This window comes from Halomonas alkaliantarctica (genome assembly GCF_029854215.1).
Classification (GTDB): Bacteria; Pseudomonadota; Gammaproteobacteria; order Pseudomonadales; family Halomonadaceae; genus Vreelandella; species Vreelandella alkaliantarctica_A.
In genome coordinates, this window is sequence record NZ_CP122961.1 from 1,460,479 (window position 1) to 1,483,406 (window position 22,928).

Sequence of the window (22,928 nt, forward strand, 5' to 3'; positions counted from 1 at the left end):
TTAATCCCAGCGGAGTCAGAAAATTACAAATTGAAGGGTGAATAGTGCTTTGAGCCAGTTCGCTGAAGTGATGCAACCTGCCGGTAATACGGCAGGGCATTTCTGTATCAATGGTTTAGCATGCACGAGTTTTAATTGTTCTACGCTCATGCAACTTAGTGCCTTGGGCTTTAAGCACGATTATCACAGTTATCGTCAGGCCGCCGCTGTGTGGTATGACGCGATGTGTCCTGTTGGTGTTGAGGTGGCCGTTTTCCAGAATTACGATCCCGAAACTTACTCCAGGCGGATTTGGCTTTCTGTTGGTTTTCTGGCTTACGCAGCCAGTTTGCTGCTGCCATCATTATCCACTTTTTCATGCGAACCTCCTGGTTCCTTTTCAGAGGTGTATATGCGTCTTACCATTTGGCCTATATCCTAACTATTCAATATTGACGCATCTTTGTAACATTACAAGGACGTTCTGGTACTATTTTATAGACTGCTCTTAGAGGTTATCTGAAGACATAAATTTGGTCCGACGTCTCCCCCCTGATTGAGTAATGATGCTCTTCGCTTGCCTCACGCGGCTAACCATTGCCAAGGAAGTTACCCATGTTTTTCCCAAAACGCGTTGCCTTCACGTCGCTCATTGCTATGTTTGCGCTGCTGCCGCCCGCGCTATTGGCTCAGGATGCTCACATCGGCAGCGTGCGTACTGAGTTCAAACTGCTGGGCCCGAACAATACTATTGAAGTGGAGCGCTTCGACGACCCCGACGTTCAGGGTATCTCCTGTTATCTCTCCTACTCACAGATTGGCGGGATCACTGGTGCGGTGGGGCTTGCTGAGGAAGCCAGTGAGGCGAGTGTGGCCTGTCGGCAGACAGGCGAGATCATCTTCGACCCTGCTGAAGTAGAGGAGCAGGAGGTGATTTTTACTCAGCGTCGTTCGGCGCTTTTCAAAAATATGCGCGTCGTTCGCATGCACGACGCTGAAACCCAGACCTTTGTGTATCTGACCTACAGCACCAAGCTAGTAGATGGTTCGCCTAAAAATGCGATCACCGCCGTCAACTATGGTGCGATAGGGGACGACCAGTAAACGAGTCGTGGGCGGTTAGCGTGGATTGCCGAATGTTTGTGTCCAGTAGGTTGAATAGCGCGATTCAGAATTGCTGGCTTTCGCCATGCCCATCTCGGTGAAAGCGTCACTCATGATGTTGCGGCAGTGACCGGGACTGTCTAGCCAGCCTTCCACTGCAGCGGAAACCGAGGTGTGGCCAGCGGCGATATTTTCACCCACGGCTTGCCAAACGTAATCCTGATTATCCACACGCTGCTCGATACCTGCACCATCGGGGCCAGTGTGGCTAAAGTAGTCATTTGCGGCCATGTCCTGGGAGTGGCTTTCAGCCGCTGCTTCCAGCTTGCAGCTCCACACCAATGCTTCCACGGCCTCAAACCGTTGGTCGCCGCATTGTCGCGCTTGGCTGCGCGCTTCGTTAACCAGCGACAGCATTGCCTGCTGCTGATCGTTGAGTTCGCATTTGCCCTGGAGAGCAGCATTATCACTTTTGGACTCATCACTGGCCCAAGAGCTGGCTGAACCCATGAGTATGACGACCATAAGGCTGGAAAGCGCCCCGAGAGCGGGGCGCTTTGGAATGAAGTTATCCACCGAATTTTTCATTCTCGCCAAGGTTCGGGGTAGCGTCCTTTTTGAGGTTAGCTTTGGCTATTTCGTAAAGCTGGAACGTCTTACTCTCTTTGGCTTTCCAGTGCTCACCCATCTCCACTTTAATTTCTAGCAGGGCGACGTCTGGATCGTCTTTACCTTCGGGGAACCAGGCGGCGATGAATGGGTTCCAGTATTTTTCGATCAGTTCACGGTTGTCGATCAGGTTGGCTTTGCCCGATAGCGATACGTAGACGCCATCTTCCTGGTCGGAGAAACTCAAGCACACGTCGTGATCGCTTTCAGTCTCAAATACCTTTTCGGCACTGCGGCGGGTGAAGAACCACAGGGTGCCGTCGTACTCATCTTGCACCAAGTGCATTGGCCGTGCGCGGGGAGTATCGTTATCCAACGTCACGAGCATGCCAACTTTGATATCTTTGATCATCTTCCAGATCTTTTGCTTATGTTCCGGGCTGGACATAGCTTCACTCTCCTTATGATTTGGGTACCGAAAAATAGCCATAGACAATGCTTGTACAGTGTTAATGACTAGCTACAGCTTAGCTACCATTTTCGTCATCAGCAAATGCACTTTTGAATAAACCTGCATCTTGCCAGGTAACATCCAACTTGATGTGTCAGCGGTTACTGGGCAGGATCAAGATGACGCAATACGCTGCTGAATACTGTAGAAGCGCCTTTTTTAAATTACTTTTATACGCTTAGGTATTGTGATGCGTCTTAGTTACCAGGGCCCGCTGCCTGAAATGGTGGGATTTTTACTACTGCCGCAGTATTCGATGATGGCTTTCTTTGCGGCGGTAGAGCCACTGCGAATTGCCAATCGTATTGCCCATCGACCGCTGTTCGACTGGACGTTGATAAGCGCTGATGGCGGTCCGGTAACCGCGTCTAACGGTATGACCCTGATGGCAGATCAAGCGACGGCAGAAGTGCACCATCTGCCGTCGCTGGCGGTATGTAGTGGCTTTACCCCCGAAGCGCATCTTACCCGGCCGTTAATGGCCTGGCTTCATCAGTTGGATCAGGGGGGCTGCTGTTTGGGTGGGATTGATACCGGGGCATTTCTGCTCGCCGCCACCGGGTTGTTAAAGCGCGAGCGGGTGGCGCTGCACTGGGAGAGCCTGCCTGCCTTTCGTGAGCGCTTTCCAGGCATTGATACGACTGATGAGCTTTATGAGTTGGGCGAACGACGCTTCTCTTGTGCGGGTGGGGCAGCGGCGATGGATATGGCGCTGGAAGTGATTGCCCGGCGGCATGGCGCAAAGTTGGCCATTGATGTCTCTGAGCAACTGATCCATGACCGAATTCGCACCCGCAGCGATCAGCAGCGTATGGCGTTGGTGAAACGTTTGGGCACGCATAATCGGCGCGTTGTGGAGGCGGTTGCGCTCATGGAGCAGAACCTTGAGGAACCGCTCCCTCTTGACGAGATAGCCAGCCGTATAGAGGTGTCGGTGCGCCAGTTGCAGCGTTTGTTTGAGCAAGAGCTCAACGTGACTCCGCGTCAATGGTACTTGCAGCTGCGCGTTAAGCGCGCCCAGCGGCTGCTGGCTGAGACCGACTTAGCGGTGTTGGCGGTTGGCGTGGCCTGTGGGTTTAGTTCGTCGTCGAGTTTTGCGCGTGCGTTTCGAGCGCATTACGGTTACTCGCCCCGGCAGGTGCGTTCTGCCATAGTGGAAAAAGATCTTTAAAGCGCAATGCGTGTCGCTTGATGCCTGATAAGCGTCGCATAGTGTCTAGTAGTGGGAGGGCAGCCGCGCATACTAGTTAAACCCACCTAATAAAGAGGTTTAACTAAATGTCGGTCACTGCTATTTCTAACACTACCCGCTCTGCCACCACCAACGCTACCACTACCAAGACGTTGTCGTTGACAGCGGGCTTTTTACTTGCTGCGTTGGCTGCCACACCTGCCATGGCAGAGCTTGATGAGCTGCGCTTTGGGGTGCCGCCGTGGCCTGGGGTCACGGTAAAGTCTGAAGTGGCAGCCCAGCTGCTTCAGACCATGGGGTACGAGACCCGCCAGCAAGATTTAGCCGTGAGCGTGATTCTCGAAGGCTTATCGCGTAACGACCTGGAAATTTATCTAGGTGGCTGGTATCCCGTACAGACCGATATGGTCGAGCCCTTGGTGGCTGACGGAAAAGTCGAAAAAGTGGTTTCCAATATCAGTGGGGCCAATTCCGGGTTAGTGGTTCCCCAGTATGTTTACGATGCCGGCGTCACCACGGTCGCTGAATTAGCGGAGCACTATGATCGCTTCGATGGCGAAATTCAGGGTATTGAAGCGGGCACCGGCATTAACGACGCGATTCTCAACGCCATCGATAACGACCTTGCGGGCCTTGGCGATTGGCAGCTCCGCGAAAGCTCCACTTCGGCGATGCTGGCCCAGGCTGAGCAAAAAATGGCCGATGAAGAGTGGGTGACCTTTGTCGGCTGGGAGCCTCACTGGATGAACGTGAGCTTCGATTTGGCCTATTTAGCCGATAGCGATGACGCGGGCGTCGCCTCCATTGAAAGCACGGTATGGACGATTACGCCTGCCAGCCTGGCGGACGAAGCGCCTGAGGTTCATCGCTTCCTGTCGCAGTACGTGATCGATATCGAAGATCAAAACGATTGGGTGCATGAGTACAGCTACGAAGAGCGCCCGGCGGAGGAAGTGGCAAACGAGTGGATTGGCAATAACCTTGATACTGTTGCTGATTGGCTGGAGGGTGTTAAAACCCGCAATGGTGAATCCGCCATTGAGCAGGTGCGGGCCCAATACGGTTCTTAATAGTTAAGCTCGGTTCTTAATCGCAGGCTCGTATAGCCTAAGCAGCGATAACGCCAAACAGCGCCTTATTAATTAAGGCGCTGTTTTAGTTTTTGGCAAAAGTCCTGCCAAGCGGCATTCATATCGGGTAGCAGCGCGTGGGCGTGAAGCGCGGCATGTACCATGTTTGGGGCGCAGCGATAGCCTACCGAGGCACCTTCCTTACGCCAATGGGCTATGGCGGCCTCGATGGGTCGTGTCAGTGGATCTCTCTCTACGGTCAGCATTTCAATGCTTGCGGCAGGAGGGCGACGATCACGCTGAGTTGCAATGATGTCAGGACACTGTTGACGAATGCTGAGCACTTCGTCGCGTGAAAGCAGCGGTGCATCTTCTCCCAAGCATTCAAGGGAAAGCGCGCCCACGGTTGGGTAGATCAGTCCTAGTGGCGGCGCTTCACTAAGCTGATGTGCAAGGTCAATGGCCAATCGCCCGCCCGCACTGTCACCCACCAGCGCGACAGGTTGAACCGCTTCTAGCACCGCTTGGCAGTCTGCCAACATGGCGGTGTAATCTACCTCCGGTACCAGCCGATAGTTAACGCTTACTACTTCACGCTCTAACGCTTTAGCCAAGCTGGCGGCGGGGCCATGGTGGCTCTCTGTAGAACCGATGGTAAAACCGCCGCCATGGATAAACAGCACGCAGCCGGGCGTTCGCTGCTGGGGAGTAAAGCGGCGCAACCTAACACTCTTAATAGCACTATTTTTAACCCGCATACCGACTGGGTCGGGCAAGGCGAACATTCGACAAAGCTGGTCGTAGGCGCGTCGTGCTTGTGGCAATGGCAGATCCTCCATCACAGCCAGCCCTGCGCTATAGCGTTCGATAAAGTCGTCTACGTTCATTGCTACTGCACCCTTAGCGTCGAATGCCAATGGTGCGGCCGGCAAGCTCGGGCCAAACGTCTTTATTGTCTTGAGGTAGTTCCGCCACGCGACTCGCAATCGGTTCTGGAAACGGGGCGGGACGCCCAGACGCTTGCTCCATACCCATCAGCATCTGTTCGCTGGTCGCTAGCAGGTTGCTTTCGTCATCGAACATGGCGAAAAACACGTGCAGGCGCTTTGTGTCGCTATCCAGTAGCGTCAGGTTCACATTGAGCGCTTGGCCTTGGTGCGCCTCGCGGCGGTAGCAGAGATGGGTTTCCAGGGTATAGATCGTGTAGCCGTAGTGTTCACGGCCCGCTTCATCTAAGCCTATCTGGTCAATCAGCGCTTCGCAGGCTTGGGAAAAGACGCGGGCATACTCCGCGTCGTTCATGTGCCCGTTGTAGTCGACCCACTCCGGGGCGACCTGGGTTTCATGGATGATCATTAAATGCGTCCCTTTAGGCCTTCGGCTTCCGGCCAGTATTTTTGCACTACTTCCAGCAGCTCGACTAAAAAGTCATCCCGGCGACGGTCCAACGTGGCCACTGAACGGCCCGCGGCCTGATGCTCACAGCCTTCGACCACTTTGTCGATTAGTTCGTCGGTGAGTTCTGGGGCTTCCAGTTTGGTCCAGGGCAGTTTAAGCGCTGGGCCGAACTGCTCAAGCATATGGCGCATGCCTGGCTCGCCGCCCGCTAGGTGGAAGGTTAAGAACGTGCCCATCAGTGGCCAGCGAAGTCCACAGCCGTAAACCACCGCCGCGTCGATCTCTTCAGTGGTCGCCACGCCATCGTTGACCAGATGCAGGGCTTCCCGCCACAGGGCTTCCATTAAGCGGTCGGCGATGTGGCCTTCAATTTCACGGCGAACCACCAGTGGACGCATGGCGAGCGACTGATACAGCCCTTGGGCGCTGGCGATCTGTGCGGGCTGGGTTGCCTCACCGCCAACAATCTCTACCAAGGGCAGTAAATACACCGGGTTGAAGGGGTGAGCGACGACCACTCGCCCAGGCGCTTGTTGGCACTGCTGCTGCAGGTCGGTGGGCTTAAAGCCCGAGGTAGACGAGCCAATGATGACGTCCGATGCGGCAGCGGCGTCAATGGCAGCCAAGATCTCTTGTTTCAGTTCGAGGCGCTCAGGAACGTTTTCCTGAATCAGGTCAGCGCCATCCACGGCTTTTTCAATCGTATCTGTAAAGGTTAACCGCTCTGGGCTAGCATCGGGCGCTAAGCCTAGCTGGGTTAACGAGGGCCAAGCGTTGTCGATAAACGATTGGGTGCGCGCAGGCGCGCTGGGGTCTGGGTCGAAGGCGACGACGTCCCAGCCTTGGGCGAGGGCGCGGGCAATCCAACCGTTGCCGATGACGCCGGTACCGATAACGGCTAAGCGGCTCATTTGTCACCTCCTACTGTGTTACCCACAGTACGTCCGGTCACCGGGTCGCGTAGTTTGAGATGGGCGCGGGTTTCTGCAGGCGTCATTACTCGGGCGCCGAGGTTCTCAATAATGGTTGACGCTTTTTCGACCAGTTGGCCGTTGTTAGCCAGCACACCTTTCTCTAAAAACAGGTTATCTTCCAACCCGACCCGAGCGTGGCCACCTAACAGCACCGCTTGGGCGACCATGGGCATCTGATGGCGGCCAATCCCGAAGGCGGCCCAGTTAGCGTTGGCAGGTAATTTGTTGCGCATGGCCAGCATGGTTTCGGTGTCGGCTTCGGCGCCCCAGGGGATGCCCAGGCAGAGCTGAAAGAGCGGGTCGCCGTCGATCAAGCCCTCTTGCTGAAGCTGGCGGGCAAACCAGACATGGCCTAAATCAAAGCACTCCAATTCTGGCTTAACGCCTGCGGCCTGAACTAGGCGGGCGTGTTCGCGCAGCCAATCTGCAGGGTTTACGTACACCATGTCGCCAAAATTAAGGCTACCGCAATCCAGTGTGCACAGCTCGGGGAGCAGCTCGCCTACCGGCGCATGGCGTTCGGCGGGTGTTTGGATATCGGTGCCTGGGCCGCCGCGAGTGGGGTCGGTGGTATCTGGTATCCAGTCGCCGCCGCCGCCAGCGGTGATGTTCATCACGATATCCACATCGGCTTCGCGAACGCGCTCCATCACTTCGCGGAATTGGTCGGTCGAGTGGCTGATGCCGCCGGTTTCCGGGTCGCGAACATGGATATGCGCGATGCTGGCTCCGGCACGCGCCGCTTCAATACATGACGCGGCGATAGCCTTGGGCGTAACAGGCACATTGGGATTTTTGGCGGTGGTATCACCTGCGCCAGTGACGGCACAGGTGAGGATGACATTGCGGTTCATGGCGTGCTCTCTAGTCAGCAGTTTATTCGCTTACTAGTGTGTCGCGATGGGCAGACATTAGTTGTCATAAAGCGACATTCGCCATACACAAAATGCAGTTTTTGATCTCGGCTAATTAATACCCGGTCATTTCCAGGTAGCCCACTCCAAGCGAGTCGCCGCTGGTGCGGTCATTGACCACCACTTCGCCCTCCCAGTAAGGCACGCTGGTGGTCATCCAGCGGTTGGCGTGGGGCGCTTCGATGTTGATGTCGATCCCTACTGATGGTATTTCCAGCCGCCAACGGGTGGGTATATCGCGTCCGGCGACAACTGACGATTCCAACGGCGTCAGCGTAATATCATCTGTTGCTAAGGGTGTGGCGTCGCCTTGGGGGGTAATCCAGGTGCCGGAACGGTAGTCTGCGCCGCGTTCTATGTCTGCGCTGCCACCACTGCCATCACCAGCACCGCGTAGCTGAAACGCCATCAGCTTGTGGCCATCATCAAGGTGGATCGAGAACCAGTCCCAGCCGGATTGGCGGGCATCAAGCAGTTGGCTGCTCCACTCACGATCCAGCCAGCCGCGCCCGCTGACTGTTTTGGTCTCGCCGTTGAGGGTGACGTCGCCATTTATCCGCCAGAAGGGCTGGCTGTAGTACATTGAGCCCTGGCCATTAGCGGCTTTCTGACTAAAGCCCTCTTCTCCGTGCAGTACCAGCGGCCCTTCAGCGGTCAGTTCTAAGCGGTAGCCAAAACGCGATTCACCTTCGTCGCTGTAGGCAGTGAGCGTTAGATGGTTGAAATCGGTGCTGGCGACTTCTTCGTTCTCTTTAAGCTGCCAATCATCCAGCCAGGCATGAAAAGGGCTAGCCACAACGCCTGCTTGGTTGTTTTGGGGAGTACTTAACTGAGCCTGTGAATGGCTGCGTCCGAAACGTTCAGCCACTTGGTGTCGCTTGCCATGGGAGATCGCCATATGCGCCATCCAGAGTTGATCAGCCGCCCAAGGCGTAGGCGCAGGGCGTTCGCTGGGTGGCATCAGCGCTTGGCGAAAGAGCGTCCACTGCAGGCCGAGGGATTCACCCGCGGCATCTTTCAAATTAGCAGTGAGATACCACCATTCGATGCGGTAGTCCGGATGGGCGGCGTGCTCTTGTGGAAAAATGAGCGGCTGATTAGGCCGGGCATGTTCAAAACCATCTACGTCTTCTGCTAAACCGGCAAAGCCTGAACTACTGGTAGGCGCTGGATCTTCGCCGCTACAGCCATAAAGCATCAGCGTCACAGTGGCGATTAGCAGAAGACGCACGTTGCGCAGCCGCAATAAGCTCATTGATTAGCCTCTTCTGCCAGTAAGGCCCGCGGTGAGGCGCGCCAGAAACGCAGTGTGGGCAGGCCCGCTGCCAATAGTGCCACAGCGACGGCGGTGGCCAGGGTAATGGCCATTTCCCAGGGAAACAGATAGAGCGGCAGTCGCCAGCCGAAGGCGGCTACATTGATAATGGCCACTAATCCCCAGGTAATCGCGATACCCAGTGGAAGGGCCAGCAGGCCGGTGATTAATGCAGCACCCCCCAGTTGCGCCAGATTTAAGCGTGCCAGCTGTGCTCGAGGAACCCCCAGCGCCCATAGCGGTGCTAATTGTTGGCGTCGGCTGCGCGCCTGGGCCAGAAGGCTGGCGAACAGCGCGAGAGCCGCTACCGCGAGGGTGAGTACATTCAGTGCTCGGGTAATGGTAAAGGTGCGCTCGAAAATCTCGGTGGCGATACGCTTGATCTCGGCTTGATCGCTCAGCGCATCGCTGCCGAGGTCAAAGCGTTCGCGCAGAGCAGCACGCAGAGCATCAATATTGGCGTCATCATTCAACACTAACCCCATGGAACGCGGCGGCGCATTAAAACGTGCGGCAAGCTGGGGTGATGCCATCAGCACCTGCCCGCTGGGGTTGCCGTAGTCAGGATAAATAGCGGCGATGGTTAGCGTTTCATTAGCGCCCGGCGCGCTCAGGGTTAGACGGTCGCCGGGGAAAAGGTTCTCTACGGTGGCGAGTTGCTCGTTAACGAAAATCGCGCCATCGTCAAAGGCTGCCCAGGCGGTTGCGCGGTCTTGTTGGGTCGCCAGCAATGGCCAGTGCGGGGTTAATGATTTGCCTGGGGTGATGCCGTAAAGCTCGATAGGTGTGCCTAAAGAGCGACTACCCTCTGGCGTAGTGGCGGCTTGTAAGGTGGCATCACTGCGCCGAGTGAGCAGACGCTCGAAGACCTCCGGGCGGTCAGCCAGCCAAGCATCAATATCCGCATATTGTTCGGTGGGGGCATTCAAATAAAGCGGGGCCACTAGGCGCTGATCAAGCCAGTCTAAAAACGTGACGCGAAAGCCGCCGACCATGCTACCGACCCCCAGATTGGTCGCTAGGGCGATGAGGAGTGCCATCATGGCCAGTGACAGCCTGGGTAGCTGAAGCTGCATATCCGCCATTGCCCAGTGAATAAGCGGGCGACGCCGGGCAAGGTGTGTCAGCGCTTTCAGTACCAGCGCTAAAAGGGGCGGTAGCCACAGGGCGCTGGCCAGCAGCAGCGCTGCAATCACCCCAAAACCTGCCACTAAGCCATCGCCAGGGGGCTGAAAACGTAACCAGGCATACAGCGCTAGCGCCATACTCAAGGCGATCGCACCACCGATGCTCATCAGCGTTAATTGCCGACGGTAACCACTACGCCAGGGCTGCATCTGGCCTAATTCCAGCATGTTTAAGCGGGAAGCGCGCCATAACACGCCGCTGCCTGCCAGCAGTAGCCCACCAAGACTAACTGCCAGCCCACCAACCCAGTATTGCCAGGGTAGGTTGAGCTCTTGTCCGACACCTGCACCATATAGTGAGCCCAGGGTGGCAGCGACATCGGGCAGTAACAAACGTGCCAGCCATACACCGCTGGCTATACCGGCTAGCGCTCCGAAAAGGCCGAGCAGAATTAGCTCTAAGCTGAGCGCTAGAACAATACTGCGCCCTGATACACCTAGCACCCGCAGGGTGCGCAGCATGCCCAGGCGTTGCTCTAAAGCCAGGCCTAGCGCTGCCTGAACAATGAAGAGCCCTACGACCCAGGCAAGTAGCCCTAACGCGGTAAGGTTTAGGTGAAAGCTTTCAGTCAGTTGACCGGGAGAGGCGAGCGTGGTGGCGCGGGTGAGTGTTAATCCGGCGGGCGCTTCTGATAGTGCTACCGGTGCGGCCACGATGCGGGTAATCTCGTCACCGCTTTCAAGTAACCGTGATGCGGCGGCAATATCCATGATCAGCGTGTCCGGCGGTAGCGCTGGGGCTAAAACGAGCGGCGGAAGTGCCTTCCCGTCTTCCAGGGGCGGGGTGGCACCCGAGGCATTCTCGCGCTCTATTCCCAGGGCTGCCAAGGCGTCAGGCGCTACGCGTGTTTGCCACGGGGGAATTAAAAAGTCGCGTAGCGAAGTAGACGTGTTGGCTTGAGCCAGCGCGTTATCGCTGGAAAGGGTAAGGGGGTCAATACCGATCAGGGCTAGTCGCGTGCCATCTTGAGTAACGACTTCACCCTCTAGCATGGGCGAAACGGGCAAGCCTGCTTGGCGCAGGGCGTGATACTCGGCACGACTGAATGGCGTGCCATCGCGCCGCTCAAGTTGATCCATTTGGGTGTCAAACATTGCATCGGCGCGGTCATAGCTGTCTCGCGCGGTGGCATTGATCGCTTGGATCCCACTCCATAGGGCACTGGCCACCCATAGGCCGAGTAGCAGCATGATCAGTTGGCTGGGATGGCGCCGATAGTGGCTAAGTAAGGTGGCTAGAACCCGTGTCATGGTGCCGCGTCTAGTAGACGACCGTGGCGCAGGCGTAGGCAGCGATCAAGCGGCGCCGCCACTTGCAGGCTGTGGGTGACGATGAGTAGGGCGCAATGCGTTTCCCGAACCAGGCTCAATAGCAGCTCAAGCACTTCGCCTGCGGTGGTTTCATCCAAATTGCCCGTGGGTTCATCGGCAAGCAGCAGTGGCGGGCGAGGTGCCAGAGCACGACCAATGGCTAAGCGCTGCTGCTGCCCGCCAGAGAGCTGCTCCGGGTAACGTTTTTCCATGCCCGTCAGGCCGAGCCGCTTAATTAAGTAGCCTGCCCAATCAGCGTCGTCGCGGTTGGCTAGCCGCGCCTGCAAGCGCAAGTTGTCGATAACCGTTAAGCTGGGTACTAAATGGAACTGCTGAAAGACTAAACCCAATTGCTCGCGGCGAAGTCTGGCGCGGGTGGGCTCGGGTAAAGAGGCGACGTTCTGCCCTTTGAGGGTAATTACCCCATGGTCGGGTAGATCTAAGCCGGCGGCAAGGTGAAGTAGAGTGGATTTGCCGCTCCCAGATTCGCCCATTAGCCCTAGACTTTGCCCGGCGGCCAAGCGTAGGGATACATCTTCGAGCACCTTCAACGGGCCTTGTGGCGTCGCGTAGGTTTTATGTACCTGGTTAAGTTCCAGCATGGCGGCTCTTGTTGTCAACTGAGAGGCTAAACAATAGACATAGGCTAGTCGATGCTAGTAGTTGCTCCCGGCGCGCCGCGTTCACCATACACCGCTATCCCGCCCCTACCCGTGCGTTTAATGAAATACATGCTCTTATCCGCGGCATCAATAAGCTCACCCGCATCACCGAATCCGCCATCATCTAAGCAGGCAATACCAATCGAGACAGACACATGGATAGGGTGTTGACCGTCATAAGCCATGGGCGTTTTTTCTAACCGCTCGGCAATTCGTTTAGCGAATACTTGGGCTGCCTGCGCATCTTCATCCGGCAAAATGACCAGAAACTCTTCGCCGCCCCAGCGGCCTGCAAGGTCACCATCACGAATGAGCGCCTGTAGCGTTTTACCGAATTTTTGTAGCACACGGTCGCCCATCTGGTGCCCGTATTGATCGTTTAACTTCTTAAAGTGGTCAAGGTCAATAAATACCGCGGACATGGTGCGAGATTGTTGCTGGCACAAAATGAAGCGTTTATGCATCTGGTCTTCAAGCCACGATCGGTTGGCAAGACCGGTAAGCATGTCTGTTCGTGAGCGCTCTTCTAACTCATCTTGCCGCTGGCGCAGGGAGGCGATTTCCGCTTGGTGAGTATCAAGGCGCGCTTTGAGCTGAAGATTTTGTTGAAACAGCAGTTGCTGGGCTTCAGCAAGCAGCGATTCGTTATCTTGCAAAGGGGGAGCCGTCATCTGCAGCATGTCCGTTAGCGCTGGTATCTGTTCCTGAATATTCTCTAACAAATGCCGTAACGAGATCACGTGGGCACCCTGATAGGTTTCAAATTCTCGTACCACGGCGACGAGTGATTTCGCTGGGTGAGACGAGAGCAAGCCATCGGCGATGGGGCCTGATAGCTGAATGCATAGCCTATCGGGGGCGGTAATATCGTAGTCGCCGTGACTATCACAGATACGCTGAGCAAGCGGTGCAGGAACCCCCCATTTAGCAGCAAGCCACGCGCCTACCTGAGAATGATCGCAGCCAAAAAGCCGCTGTTCGGATACCGATAACTGCCGATGAGATAATACCGCTTCAGCATATAAATCATTGCTTTCTTTCGGGTATATCCCACGTAATGCCATGATGCCAATGTCTTGAAGTAACGCTGCCGTAAACAAAGGTCCCGCCATATCGGGGCAGAGGTGGATGGCAAGGTGCCGTGCTGCTAACGAGGCAATGATGGAGCGCATCCATACCCGCTGGTAATGGACGTCAATTCCCCTGTTTTGAAGCAGGCTGAAGCTCATCACCACTGCCAACGTGGTGTCCAGCCCCAGACGAGCTGTCGCCTCATGACACGCATGCACCTTTATATGGCTACGCGAGAAAAAAGCGCTGTTGGCAAGGGTAATAATGCGCATGGTTAAGGCAGGATCACGCTCGATAGCATTCGCATAGTCACTAACCGACGGATGCTCGGTACGTGCCATTTTCAAGACATTGACAGCAACAGCGGGCAGGGTGGGTAAGTCTGGGCACTTGAGTAGATCAGCTACCAAAAATGACGGTAATTCAGTTTTTAAAACCAGCTCTTTCGAATTATCCCTTTCCTGGATAGCCTGCATTACTCTCTCCTTACTCGTATTGGCTTGCAGCCGCCCTCAGCTGTCCATGGCAATTGCCGTATTGGGCAGTGGTCGTGGTATTCGATCGTTTGTATTAAACCATCTTAGGCGATTAGCTTGCGAAATACTTACCTATAAATGCAGTTGTTTTTACAGAGTAATGTTCAAAAAATACGCTAAACCGGTTTGTTATGTAAAATATTTCTTACACGCATTAATAAATGGGCCATAGGGTATAAGGCATGGTGTTCGACTAAAGAGTAATATCCTGGGCTTTTTTTATTCTCAATCAACTACCATACTAGTCATATCAGTGATGGTCACTAACCACCACGGGCTTCTTTATTAGGATTAAGTGCAATGCACACGACATTACAAACGCTATGGCAGGAAACACACGATGGAGAATCAGTACGCCAACGGCTATTTCACGTGCTGCGGCAGTCGATTATCCAGATGGTGCTGGCGCCAGGTCAGGCGTTATCGGAAAAGGAGCTTGCCGATACCTTTTCGGTGAGCCGTCAGCCGGTGCGGGAAGCTTTCATAAGGCTCTCCGAGGCTGGGCTGGTGGAGGTAAAGCCTCAGCGCGGCACCTATGTCGTCAAGATATCCCAGCAGGCGGTGCTTGAGGCGCGCTTTGTCCGTGAGGCGGTTGAGGTTGCTGTTGTAAGGCTGGCGGCTGATAAAGGCCTTGATCCAGCCGTGCTGACAGATTTGCATGATTTGTTAGCGCGGCAGGGTCGCTGTATTGAGCCTAATGATAACGATCGCTTTTACCGCCTTGATGAAGCCTTCCACCGCACGCTTTCACTGGGGGTAGAGCAGCACGCCGCCTGGAAAGTCATTGAAGAAGTCCGTGCTCAACTTGACCGGGTACGCTATCTCAGTGTGCCCCATAGCACCCCGCTTGAACGGCTGGTGAGTCAGCATGCCAGCATCGTTGCTGCCATTGAGGCGCGAGACACCCAGCAAGCTGAAGAAGCGATGTCGCTGCATTTGCGTGAAATTTTGGTCTCTATGCCCGACTTGGTTCGTCGTTTCCCTGCGATGTTTGAAGGAAAAGCAGTATTTGAAGGGCAAACAACGTTCGAAGAACCAGAAAACCCAGCTCTGGGGAAGGAGGCGCTCCAATGAAAATTGAGCAGGCTTATACCATTGTAACCTCGCCGGGGCGCAATTTTGTGACACTGAAGATTGTGACCGATCAGGGTGAGTACGGCATTGGCGATGCAACGCTCAATGGGCGTGAAATGGCCGTAGTGGCCTACCTGGAGGAGCATGTGATCCCGACGTTAATCGGGCGCGACCCCCAGCGCATCGAAGATATCTGGCACTACCTATACCGCGGCGCTTACTGGCGGCGTGGGCCTGTCACCATGAGCGCGATTGCCGCCGTAGACATGGCACTTTGGGACATCAAAGCGAAACTTGCTGGCATGCCGCTGTACCAATTGTTAGGTGGTAAGAGCCGTGACCGAGTGATGGTGTATGGCCACGCAACGGGTCGCGATATTGAAACGTGCCTGGAAGAGGTCGCCCGTCATGTGGAGGAGGGCTATAAAGCCGTGCGCGTTCAGGCGGGTGTGCCAGGCATTGCCAGTATTTATGGCGTCGCCAAAAAAGATGGCGAGCCGTATGAGCCAGCTGATGCCGAGCTGCCCGCCGAGCACGTTTGGAGTACCAGCAAATACTTAAACCATGTGCCCAAACTGTTTGCCGCCGTGCGTGAACGCTTTGGTGATGATTTGCACGTGCTACACGATGTTCATCACCGTCTGACGCCCATTGAGGCTGCCCGTTTAGGCAAAGAAGTTGAGCCCTACCATCTATTTTGGCTCGAAGACTGCGTACCGGCTGAGAATCAGGAGGCGTTTGGGCTTATTCGCCAGCACACCACCACGCCGTTGGCGGTAGGCGAAGTCTTTAACAGTCTGTATGACGCCAAAGCGCTAATTGAAAATCAGTGGATCGACTATATCCGCGCCACCTTAACCCACGCTGGTGGTATTACCCATATGCGCCGCATCGCCGATTTGGCGGGGCTTTACCACGTGCGTACCGGCTTCCACGGCCCAACGGATCTTTCGCCGGTTTGCCTGGGTGCGGCGATTCACTTTGACACTTGGGTACCCAATTTCGGCATCCAGGAGTACATGCCGCATACCAGCGCTACTGACAAGGTGTTCCCCCATGATTATCGCTTTGAGGATGGTCACTTTGTCGTCGGTGAGACTCCGGGGCACGGCGTCGATATCGATGAGGATTTAGCCAAACAATACCCCTATAAGCGCGCCAGTCTGCCGGTTAACCGGTTGGAAGATGGCACTCTTTGGCACTGGTAAGGAGTTTTACGTCAATGAAAGCATTCCAGGTGAAGGCACCTCACGACTTTCAGGTAGCGGATGTTGAGACGCCCAAGGTTGCCGCTGGTGAAGCATTGGTGCGCGTGGCATTTGCCGGTATCTGCGGCTCGGATATGCATATTATCCATGGCGACAACGCCTTTGTCCGTTTTCCGCGCATCACTGGTCATGAGTTCGCCGGGGTGGTGGAGGCCGTGGGGGAATGCGTGTTTGGCGTTGCCGTCGGGGATCGCGTGTGCATTGATCCTGTTATCAGCTGTGGTGAGTGCTATCCCTGCCGTATTGGCCGTCCCAACGTGTGCAGTTCGCTTGAAGTGATCGGCGTGCATCGCGATGGCGGTTTTGAAGAGTTTGTTGCCGTACCCGCCGCTAACGTGCACCACCTACCCAAGCATATTGGTCTAGACGCTGCTGCCTTAGTTGAGCCTTACACCATCGCTGCCAACGTGCTTGATCGTATGCAGCCGCACCCGGGTGATCGACTAATGATTCTGGGCGCCGGCGTTATTGGTCTGACGATCCTGCAGATGGCCCTGGCCAAGGGGATTGAAGAGGTCATCGTCACTGACGTTATTAACGAGCGATTAGTCGCTGCAAAACAGCTTGGGGCAACACAGGTATTTAATAGCCGCGAGCAGAATGTGGAAAAACAGGTGCTGGCCTTAACCCAGGGGGAAGGCGTACCGCTGATTGCTGATGCCGCCTGCGTGCCAGCGCTGTTACCACAAATGCTGCGTTTAGCGTCGCCAGCAGGGCGCATTGGTCTACTGGGCTTTAGCGTTCAGCCCAGCGAGCTAGTGCAGTTAGAGGTGATTAAGAAAGAGCTGACCCTGGTCGGGTCGCGACTCAACAACCGTAAGTTTCCGGAGGTGCTAAAGCTAATGGCAAATGGGCAGTTAGATCCGTTGGCGTTAGTCAGCCATCGGTTGCCGCTAAGCGATATGCCCAGCGCCATCGACATGCTTGATCACCGACCAGAAGAGGCCCGCAAGGTGCTGATTCAAATCAGTGCTTAAGAAGGCTAAACCAACCCACGCCAACCCATGCGCAATTAATGGCTGCAATTAACAATTAACAACTTCCGGATGCAGGAGAAAGACAATGATTAAACGATTTATCGCCAGCGCTGTTCTTGGGGCTGCCATGCTAGGTAGTCACTCACTAATGGCGGCCGATTTTACTCTGCGTTTTGGCCATTTAGCCAATGAGCAGAACATTTGGCACCAGGCTGCAGAGAAATTCAAAGAGGAGGTCGAAGCAAACTCTGACGGAAAGATCGAGGTACGCCTCTACCCCAGTGAGCAGCTTGGCAATGAAATGGACGTGATCAACAGTATCCAGTTAGGTACGGCAGATATGACGATCACCGGTGAAAGCTTACAGAACTGGGCGCCGAAAGCAGCGATGATGGCCGTACCTTACGCCTTTCGTGATTCCGAACATCTCCATGCAGTCGTGAATGGTGATATTGGTGCAGAGATTGAAGCGCAAATCACTGAACGCACTAATCTGGTGCCCCTGGCATGGTTTGAGCGTGGTCCCCGTGAGCTGACTTCCAATCGTCCTATCCGTACGCCTGATGAGCTGGATGGGCTGCGTCTTCGCGTGCCCAATGTGCCGCTTTTCGTTGATACATGGCAGGCCCTGGGGGCACGTCCAACCCCAATGGCGTTTAGCGAAGTGTTTACCGCGCTTCAGCAAAATACTCTGGAAGGTCAGGAGAACCCGCTTAGCCTGATAGAAAGCGCCAGCTTCAATGAGGTGCAGGACTACGTCAACATGACCGGCCATGTGCGCAGCTGGATCTATGTGGTGATTGGCCGTAATCAGTTGGAAAGTATGCCTGACGAACTTCAGCAGGTGGTGCGAGATGCCGCTCAAACAATGCAAGAGTATCAGGCCGAGCTTTTCGTTGATGACCAAGCACGTCTTGAGCAAGCGCTTCAGGAACGTGGTATGGAATTTGTGGAAGTTGACGTCGATGCGTTCGCAGAGAAAGCTCGCCCCGCCGTGCTCGAGGCTTTAACCGATGAGCAGCGCGAGCTCTTTGATGCTATCCAAGACTTGTAAGTTCTTGGAAGCGAATTTTGAGTGAATGGCTGATGACATTGGGCTGGCGAAATGCTGGCCCAATCTCTGCTGCAATAGCGGCTTGCCCATGAGGATACGGTTATGAGCTCGGATCAAAAAACGCTTGAAAAGGAAGCGTTAGAGAGTCTGGCTTCAATGTCGGCGGTGCCAAAAATAGAAGGCCCCATCGGGCGCATGATTGGCTGGGTGGATAAGTGCTTTCTAACCTTGGCCGTGGTAGCGCTGGTGGCGATTGCCGCGACGGTCCTGCTGCAAATTTGTTCGCGGCTTTTCTTGCCGTTTTCGATAGCCTGGACGGAAGAACTCTCGCGTTATCTATTTATTTATATGGTAGCGCTCTCCGTTGGAGTGGTGTTGCGTCAGAACCGCAACATCAGCGTTGAGCTTTTCCATCACCTGCTGGGGCCGCGCGTACAGGCGGCGGTTCAAGCGTTGCTTTGTGCGCTAATTGGCTTATTTGCCTTTTTGGTGCTGCCTTATGCTTGGCAGTATGCGCAAAACGGCACTTGGCAAACCTCGCCAACGCTGCATGTTCCCATGCTGTATATCTTTTTCTCAACGGTAGTCACCTTTGCGCTTATTCTGGTTTACAGCTTGCTGGGGTGTCTTGAGGGAATTATCGCAATGTGTCGCTCCTCTGCCTCCCTTCAGGAGTCGTAAGCATGGAAGTTATTATCCTGTTTGGCGTTTTTTTAATACTGCTCACGGTGGGTATGCCCATTGCGTTCGCATTGGGGTTAGCCTCGCTCTCTTATCTTCTGCTTGAAGGCATTTCATTAACCATCGTGCCGCAGCGCATGTATGCCGGTATCGACACCTTTGTGCTGCTATGTATTCCCGGCTTTGTGTTGGCCGGCAATTTAATGAACGTAGGCAATATCACTGATCATATTGTGCGTTTCTCAAACGCTCTGTTAGGCCACATTCGCGGCGGTCTTGGCTTGGCCAATGTGGCAGGATCGATGATTTTCGGTGGTATCTCCGGCACGGCCGTTGCTGATTCAGCCAGCATCGGTTCGGTGATGATTCCGGGGATGGCGCGCTCGGGTTATGACAAGCCGTTTGCCGCGGCGGTCACCGCTGCCTCGTCGACTGTTGGGCCAATTATACCGCCCAGCGTGCCGATGATTATCGCCGGTTCGCTTAGCGGTATTTCGGTTGGGCGTATGTTTCTGGCCGGCGCAGTCCCGGGGCTACTAATGGGCCTCGCCATGATGATTACGGTGTATATTCTGGCCGTTAGGCGTGGTTATCCCAAAGAGCAGCGGGTACCTTTTTTTCAGTTGCTTCGCGAAGCCAAAACGGCCTTCTGGGCACTGCTGATGACCGTGATTATTCTCTACGGCATTATTGGCGGGTTCTTTACCCCCACCGAAGCGTCTATTGTGGCTTGTCTCTATGCCTTGGTTGTCGGCATGTATGTGTATAAAGGCCTGTCGTGGAAAAAACTCCCGGCGATTTTGTCAGACACTGTATTAACCTCTTCAGCACTGCTGCTGATGGTAGGGTTAGCCAACCTGTTTGGCTGGATACTCACCAGCGAACAAATTCCCCAGATGATCGCTGCGCTTATTCTCTCCATCAGCGATAACCCGCTAATTGTTTTACTTATTCTTAACCTGATTCTGCTATTTGTCGGCGCTTTTATGGAAACTATCGCCGCGCTGATTATTCTTTTCCCCGCCTTGGTGGGAGTGGCGACTGGCGTGGGTGTCGATCCGGTTCACTTTGCGGTCATCGCGGTGTTGAACCTGATGATTGGGCTGACAACACCACCGGTGGGGGTGTGCCTATTCGTAGTGGCAGGGATAGGCAAACTACCCATGTTGACGGTGGCTAAAGCCATCGTGCCTTTTTTGCTGTGCAACTTGGCGGTGCTGTTGTTGGTGACCTATGTCCCCGCGATTTCGCTTTGGCTGCCTAACTTGCTAATGGGAGAGTAATTAATGATAGCTCCACAGTGTATTGAAGCAATGCCAAAAAGCGGTCGGATCGGGGTTGTCCATCTGGGATTAGGCGCTTTTCACCGCGCTCACCAAGCGGTCTATTTAGAGCGATATCGCCAACGCAGTGGCGATGGTGAGTGGGGCGTCTGCAGCGCGAATTTACGCTCTAGCGTTGGCTTAGTCGACGGCTTAAGAGCGGCTGGGCATCGTTACCATGTAGCGGAGTACGCCGATCGCGAAAGCATAACGCTACGTGAAATTGGTGTTATTGAGGAGACGCTATTCTCGGGGCGTGATGGTGCTGGTAATTGGAGCCGAGATCGAGAGGCATTACTGAAACGAATGGCGTCTGAGGATACCCATATCGTTACGTTAACAGTTACCGAGAAGGGTTACTTTTTAAACCCTGCCAGCGGCGAGTTAAGAGACGATCATACGATGATTATCGGCGATATTGCATCGCCCCAACAGCCGCGTACCGCCCCAGGGCTATTGGTGGAAGCGTTAGCACGGCGGCGCGAGGCTGGCATTGCCCCCTTTACCGTGCTCTCTTGCGACAATATGCCGGAAAACGGTAAGCGAACACGTCAAGCGGTGGTGCAACTGGCCGAGCATCAAAATGCAGAATTGGCCAGTTGGATCTCCAGTAAGGTGGCTTTCCCCAGTAGTATGGTTGACCGCATTGTGCCTGCGATGACCGACGCCGACTTTGAGCGCTTGGCGGCGCTGGGCGTTACCGATCCAAACGCCGTGGTATGCGAAGCGTTCACGCAGTGGGTGGTCGAAGATAATTTCCCAATGGGGCGACCCGACTGGGAAGCCGAGGGCGTTGAGATGGTTGCCGATGTGGCGCCATTTGAAACCATGAAACTGCGTATGCTCAATGGCAGCCACTCCTTGCTTGCCTATCTTGGCGCTCTTGCCGGTATCGAAACGGTTTTTGAAGGTGTCAATCACGACGAACTTCGTGAGCTATTGCGCCGCTATATGCTTGAAGAGGCGGCTCCTACACTTGAGATGCCCGAGGGAATCGATTTAGACGCTTATGCTGACTCGCTGCTGGCACGCTTTGCCAATGACAGCTTGCGCCATCGCCTGCAGCAAATCGCGATGGATGGCAGCCAAAAACTCCCGCAACGCTGGCTTTCTGGTGCGCTGGAACGCAGCGCCGCTGGTCAATCATCGCCCTGTGTGGCGTTGGGGATGGCGGCTTGGATTCGCTATACCGCTGGTCAAGACCTACAAGGCAATAGTTACCCTGTGGATGATCCGCTAGCCAAGCGCTTTGCAGAATTAAACCAAGTGTATGGTAGCGATCCCAGCGCGCTAGTAGCGGCCTATATAGCCATGGCCGATGTGGTGCCGAGTGAACTGGCAGCGGATAAGAAATTTGTCCAGGACGTGCTGGCCGCGTATCAGACGTTGACCCAAGACGGATTGGATGGGGCGCTTGCTGCGCTTGAGCGCCACTAATAAAAGGAGATCACCATGGAGCATACCTGGCGCTGGTTCGGCCCTAATGATGCTATTCGCCTGGAAGAAATTCGCCAGACAGGCGCCACCGGTATCGTCACGGCCCTGCATGAGGTGCCTAATGATCAGGTTTGGCCGGTTGAGGCGATCCGTGAGCGCCAGCAGATGATCGAAGCGGCTGGTCTAAAATGGTCGGTGGTGGAAAGTGTGCCGGTACATGAGTCGATCAAAAAAGGTTTGCCCGAACGGGATTCGCTGATTGCCACCTACTGCCAGACACTGCGCAACCTAGCGGCCTGCGGTATCGACACCGTTTGCTACAACTTTATGCCGGTGCTGGACTGGACGCGTACTGATCTGACCTACGAGCTGCCTGATGGCGCCTTGGCGCTGCGCTTTGATCAGGTGGCGTTTGCCGCCTTTGATCTTTATCTGCTTCAGCGGCCAGAGGCTGAGAAAGAGTACAGCGCCGAGGAGAAGGCCCAGGCGTGCCGCTATCTGGACGCGTTAGATAGCGCAGAACGCGACAAATTAGTCAATACGCTGATTGCTGGGCTACCGGGTGCCGAAGAGCACTACACTCTTGAGCAGTTTCGCGCTGTATTGGCAGAGTACGCTGATATTGATGCCGCTCGGCTGCGAGAAAACCTTGGCTACTTTCTGCAGGCGGTGATTCCGGTGGCGGAAGAAGTGGGCATCCGTATGGCCATCCACCCGGATGATCCTCCGCGACCGCTACTGGGTCTGCCCCGGGTTGTCTCGACGCGCGAGGATGCTCAGTGGATTGTTAATCGCGTATCCAGCCCAGCCAATGGATTAACGCTTTGCACGGGCTCTTACGGTGTTCGTGAAGACAATGATTTGGTGGCTATGACTCGCCACTTTGCCCCGCATATTCACTTTATTCATTTGCGCGCCACCCAGCGTGAAGCGGATGTGCTCTCGTTTCACGAGGCGCCTCACTTGGCAGGTGATGTGGACATGGTAGGTGTTATTAAAGTGCTGGTTGAAGAGGAGCGGAGACGCCAAAGAGAGGGAGGGGCACGTTTACCGCTGCGCCCTGATCACGGCCACCAGCTTCTTGATGATCAACAGCGCAATACGGCACCTGGCTATCCGCTTTACGGCCGTATGCGCGGACTTGCCGAACTACGCGGTGTGGAGCTTGCGGTGCGGCAGCTCACTGCTCGATAACCATTACCCTTCAACCTACATTACTCCTCAATATAGAAAAGCCCCGCTGATTAAGGCATCAGCAGGGCTTTTTTTGGCGCTAGTGGCT

Annotated in this window: 22 protein-coding genes; 12 read left to right on the forward strand and 10 right to left on the reverse strand. The window is 55.0% G+C overall.

Going from position 1 to position 22,928, the window contains the following annotated elements:
- Nucleotides 1-49 precede the first annotated feature (49 nt).
- Together QEN58_RS06560 and QEN58_RS06565 are read left to right on the forward strand one after the other, a co-directional pair.
- Nucleotides 50-421 (forward strand): hypothetical protein, encoded by a 372-nt coding sequence (locus QEN58_RS06560; protein ID WP_280106327.1) that lies wholly within the window; start codon nucleotides 50-52, stop codon nucleotides 419-421.
- 173 nt (nucleotides 422-594) lie between these two features.
- Nucleotides 595-1,083 (forward strand): CreA family protein, encoded by a 489-nt coding sequence (locus QEN58_RS06565; RefSeq protein WP_280106328.1) that lies wholly within the window; start codon nucleotides 595-597, stop codon nucleotides 1,081-1,083.
- Between the two features lie 15 nt (nucleotides 1,084-1,098).
- Here QEN58_RS06565 and QEN58_RS06570 read toward each other — a convergent pair whose 3' ends face one another.
- On the reverse strand, nucleotides 1,099-1,659 hold the full coding sequence (locus tag QEN58_RS06570; RefSeq protein WP_341870838.1) for a CAP domain-containing protein: 561 nt from the start codon (nucleotides 1,657-1,659) through the stop codon (nucleotides 1,099-1,101).
- On the reverse strand, nucleotides 1,652-2,140 hold the full coding sequence (locus tag QEN58_RS06575; RefSeq protein ID WP_280106330.1) for a pyridoxamine 5'-phosphate oxidase family protein: 489 nt from the start codon (nucleotides 2,138-2,140) through the stop codon (nucleotides 1,652-1,654). Before QEN58_RS06575 ends, QEN58_RS06570 begins: the two co-directional genes overlap by 8 nt.
- Nucleotides 2,141-2,393: 253 nt before the next feature.
- Here QEN58_RS06575 and QEN58_RS06580 point away from each other — a divergent pair, with 253 nt between their 5' ends.
- Together QEN58_RS06580 and QEN58_RS06585 are read left to right on the forward strand one after the other, a co-directional pair.
- Nucleotides 2,394-3,374: a GlxA family transcriptional regulator gene (locus QEN58_RS06580; RefSeq protein ID WP_280106331.1), complete on the forward strand. Its 981-nt coding sequence runs from the start codon at nucleotides 2,394-2,396 to the stop codon at nucleotides 3,372-3,374.
- 107 nt (nucleotides 3,375-3,481) lie between these two features.
- The gene (locus QEN58_RS06585) at nucleotides 3,482-4,465 is read left to right on the forward strand and encodes an ABC transporter substrate-binding protein (protein ID WP_280106332.1); all 984 of its coding nucleotides are present in this window, start codon (nucleotides 3,482-3,484) and stop codon (nucleotides 4,463-4,465) included.
- Nucleotides 4,466-4,533: 68 nt separating this feature from the next.
- On the opposite strand, the gene QEN58_RS06590 is transcribed toward QEN58_RS06585, so the two are convergent.
- The 8 genes from QEN58_RS06590 to QEN58_RS06625 all read right to left on the reverse strand — a co-directional run bounded on the left by QEN58_RS06590 (nucleotide 4,534) and on the right by QEN58_RS06625 (nucleotide 13,773).
- Nucleotides 4,534-5,352: an alpha/beta fold hydrolase gene (locus QEN58_RS06590; protein WP_280106333.1), complete on the reverse strand. Its 819-nt coding sequence runs from the start codon at nucleotides 5,350-5,352 to the stop codon at nucleotides 4,534-4,536.
- A gap of 13 nt (nucleotides 5,353-5,365) precedes the next feature.
- Entirely contained in the window at nucleotides 5,366-5,821 is a 456-nt protein-coding gene (locus QEN58_RS06595) for a thioesterase family protein (protein ID WP_280106334.1), read from the reverse strand.
- Entirely contained in the window at nucleotides 5,821-6,774 is a 954-nt protein-coding gene (locus tag QEN58_RS06600; protein WP_280106335.1) for an L-carnitine dehydrogenase, read from the reverse strand. Before QEN58_RS06600 ends, QEN58_RS06595 begins: the two co-directional genes overlap by 1 nt.
- The gene (locus QEN58_RS06605) at nucleotides 6,771-7,691 is read right to left on the reverse strand and encodes a beta-keto acid cleavage family enzyme (RefSeq protein ID WP_280106336.1); all 921 of its coding nucleotides are present in this window, start codon (nucleotides 7,689-7,691) and stop codon (nucleotides 6,771-6,773) included. The genes QEN58_RS06600 and QEN58_RS06605 overlap by 4 nt, the downstream gene beginning before the upstream one ends.
- A gap of 115 nt (nucleotides 7,692-7,806) precedes the next feature.
- Complete coding sequence (locus QEN58_RS06610) at nucleotides 7,807-9,006, reverse strand: lipocalin-like domain-containing protein (protein ID WP_280106337.1); 1,200 nt, start codon at nucleotides 9,004-9,006, stop codon at nucleotides 7,807-7,809.
- Nucleotides 9,003-11,504 carry an ABC transporter permease gene (locus QEN58_RS06615; RefSeq protein WP_280106338.1) on the reverse strand — a complete coding sequence of 834 codons (2,502 nt, stop codon included), beginning with the start codon at nucleotides 11,502-11,504 and terminating at the stop codon, nucleotides 9,003-9,005. The genes QEN58_RS06610 and QEN58_RS06615 overlap by 4 nt, the downstream gene beginning before the upstream one ends.
- Nucleotides 11,501-12,166: an ABC transporter ATP-binding protein gene (locus tag QEN58_RS06620; RefSeq protein WP_280106339.1), complete on the reverse strand. Its 666-nt coding sequence runs from the start codon at nucleotides 12,164-12,166 to the stop codon at nucleotides 11,501-11,503. Before QEN58_RS06620 ends, QEN58_RS06615 begins: the two co-directional genes overlap by 4 nt.
- A 44-nt stretch (nucleotides 12,167-12,210) precedes the next feature.
- Nucleotides 12,211-13,773, reverse strand: coding sequence for a sensor domain-containing diguanylate cyclase (locus QEN58_RS06625; RefSeq protein ID WP_280106340.1), 1,563 nt, complete (start codon nucleotides 13,771-13,773; stop codon nucleotides 12,211-12,213).
- 360 nt (nucleotides 13,774-14,133) lie between these two features.
- Here QEN58_RS06625 and QEN58_RS06630 point away from each other — a divergent pair, with 360 nt between their 5' ends.
- From QEN58_RS06630 to uxuA, 8 genes are all read left to right on the forward strand, one after another.
- Nucleotides 14,134-14,907, forward strand: coding sequence for a GntR family transcriptional regulator (locus QEN58_RS06630; RefSeq protein ID WP_280106341.1), 774 nt, complete (start codon nucleotides 14,134-14,136; stop codon nucleotides 14,905-14,907).
- Nucleotides 14,904-16,115, forward strand: coding sequence for a D-mannonate dehydratase ManD (manD, locus tag QEN58_RS06635; RefSeq protein WP_280106342.1), 1,212 nt, complete (start codon nucleotides 14,904-14,906; stop codon nucleotides 16,113-16,115). Before QEN58_RS06630 ends, manD begins: the two co-directional genes overlap by 4 nt.
- Nucleotides 16,116-16,129: 14 nt before the next feature.
- A complete protein-coding gene (locus QEN58_RS06640; protein WP_280106343.1) occupies nucleotides 16,130-17,152 on the forward strand; it encodes a Zn-dependent oxidoreductase in 1,023 nt (340 codons plus the stop codon).
- A gap of 85 nt (nucleotides 17,153-17,237) precedes the next feature.
- Entirely contained in the window at nucleotides 17,238-18,206 is a 969-nt protein-coding gene (locus tag QEN58_RS06645) for a TRAP transporter substrate-binding protein (protein ID WP_280106344.1), read from the forward strand.
- A gap of 102 nt (nucleotides 18,207-18,308) precedes the next feature.
- On the forward strand, nucleotides 18,309-18,887 hold the full coding sequence (locus QEN58_RS06650; RefSeq protein WP_280106345.1) for a TRAP transporter small permease: 579 nt from the start codon (nucleotides 18,309-18,311) through the stop codon (nucleotides 18,885-18,887).
- A 2-nt stretch (nucleotides 18,888-18,889) separates the two neighbouring features.
- A complete protein-coding gene (locus QEN58_RS06655) occupies nucleotides 18,890-20,170 on the forward strand; it encodes a TRAP transporter large permease (RefSeq protein WP_280106346.1) in 1,281 nt (426 codons plus the stop codon).
- Nucleotides 20,171-20,173: 3 nt separating this feature from the next.
- A complete protein-coding gene (locus QEN58_RS06660; protein WP_280106347.1) occupies nucleotides 20,174-21,646 on the forward strand; it encodes a mannitol dehydrogenase family protein in 1,473 nt (490 codons plus the stop codon).
- Nucleotides 21,647-21,661: 15 nt separating this feature from the next.
- On the forward strand, nucleotides 21,662-22,840 hold the full coding sequence (gene uxuA / locus QEN58_RS06665) for a mannonate dehydratase (protein ID WP_280106348.1): 1,179 nt from the start codon (nucleotides 21,662-21,664) through the stop codon (nucleotides 22,838-22,840).
- The last annotated feature ends 88 nt before the right edge of the window (nucleotides 22,841-22,928 follow it).

Bases quoted from the DNA above. Each gene is read 5' to 3' on its own strand.
- QEN58_RS06565 (WP_280106328.1), top strand. From the start codon at position 595: ATGTTTTTCCCAAAACGCGTTGCCTTCACGTCGCTCATTGCTATGTTT.
- QEN58_RS06575 (WP_280106330.1), bottom strand. From the start codon at position 2,140: ATGTCCAGCCCGGAACATAAGCAAAAGATCTGGAAGATGATCAAAGAT.
- QEN58_RS06580 (WP_280106331.1), top strand. From the start codon at position 2,394: ATGCGTCTTAGTTACCAGGGCCCGCTGCCTGAAATGGTGGGATTTTTA.
- QEN58_RS06585 (WP_280106332.1), top strand. From the start codon at position 3,482: ATGTCGGTCACTGCTATTTCTAACACTACCCGCTCTGCCACCACCAAC.
- QEN58_RS06590 (WP_280106333.1), bottom strand. From the start codon at position 5,352: ATGAACGTAGACGACTTTATCGAACGCTATAGCGCAGGGCTGGCTGTG.
- QEN58_RS06595 (WP_280106334.1), bottom strand. From the start codon at position 5,821: ATGATCATCCATGAAACCCAGGTCGCCCCGGAGTGGGTCGACTACAAC.
- QEN58_RS06600 (WP_280106335.1), bottom strand. From the start codon at position 6,774: ATGAGCCGCTTAGCCGTTATCGGTACCGGCGTCATCGGCAACGGTTGG.
- QEN58_RS06605 (WP_280106336.1), bottom strand. From the start codon at position 7,691: ATGAACCGCAATGTCATCCTCACCTGTGCCGTCACTGGCGCAGGTGAT.
- QEN58_RS06610 (WP_280106337.1), bottom strand. From the start codon at position 9,006: ATGAGCTTATTGCGGCTGCGCAACGTGCGTCTTCTGCTAATCGCCACT.
- QEN58_RS06615 (WP_280106338.1), bottom strand. From the start codon at position 11,504: ATGACACGGGTTCTAGCCACCTTACTTAGCCACTATCGGCGCCATCCC.
- QEN58_RS06620 (WP_280106339.1), bottom strand. From the start codon at position 12,166: ATGCTGGAACTTAACCAGGTACATAAAACCTACGCGACGCCACAAGGC.
- QEN58_RS06625 (WP_280106340.1), bottom strand. From the start codon at position 13,773: ATGCAGGCTATCCAGGAAAGGGATAATTCGAAAGAGCTGGTTTTAAAA.
- QEN58_RS06630 (WP_280106341.1), top strand. From the start codon at position 14,134: ATGCACACGACATTACAAACGCTATGGCAGGAAACACACGATGGAGAA.
- manD (WP_280106342.1), top strand. From the start codon at position 14,904: ATGAAAATTGAGCAGGCTTATACCATTGTAACCTCGCCGGGGCGCAAT.
- QEN58_RS06640 (WP_280106343.1), top strand. From the start codon at position 16,130: ATGAAAGCATTCCAGGTGAAGGCACCTCACGACTTTCAGGTAGCGGAT.
- QEN58_RS06645 (WP_280106344.1), top strand. From the start codon at position 17,238: ATGATTAAACGATTTATCGCCAGCGCTGTTCTTGGGGCTGCCATGCTA.
- QEN58_RS06650 (WP_280106345.1), top strand. From the start codon at position 18,309: ATGAGCTCGGATCAAAAAACGCTTGAAAAGGAAGCGTTAGAGAGTCTG.
- QEN58_RS06655 (WP_280106346.1), top strand. From the start codon at position 18,890: ATGGAAGTTATTATCCTGTTTGGCGTTTTTTTAATACTGCTCACGGTG.
- QEN58_RS06660 (WP_280106347.1), top strand. From the start codon at position 20,174: ATGATAGCTCCACAGTGTATTGAAGCAATGCCAAAAAGCGGTCGGATC.
- uxuA (WP_280106348.1), top strand. From the start codon at position 21,662: ATGGAGCATACCTGGCGCTGGTTCGGCCCTAATGATGCTATTCGCCTG.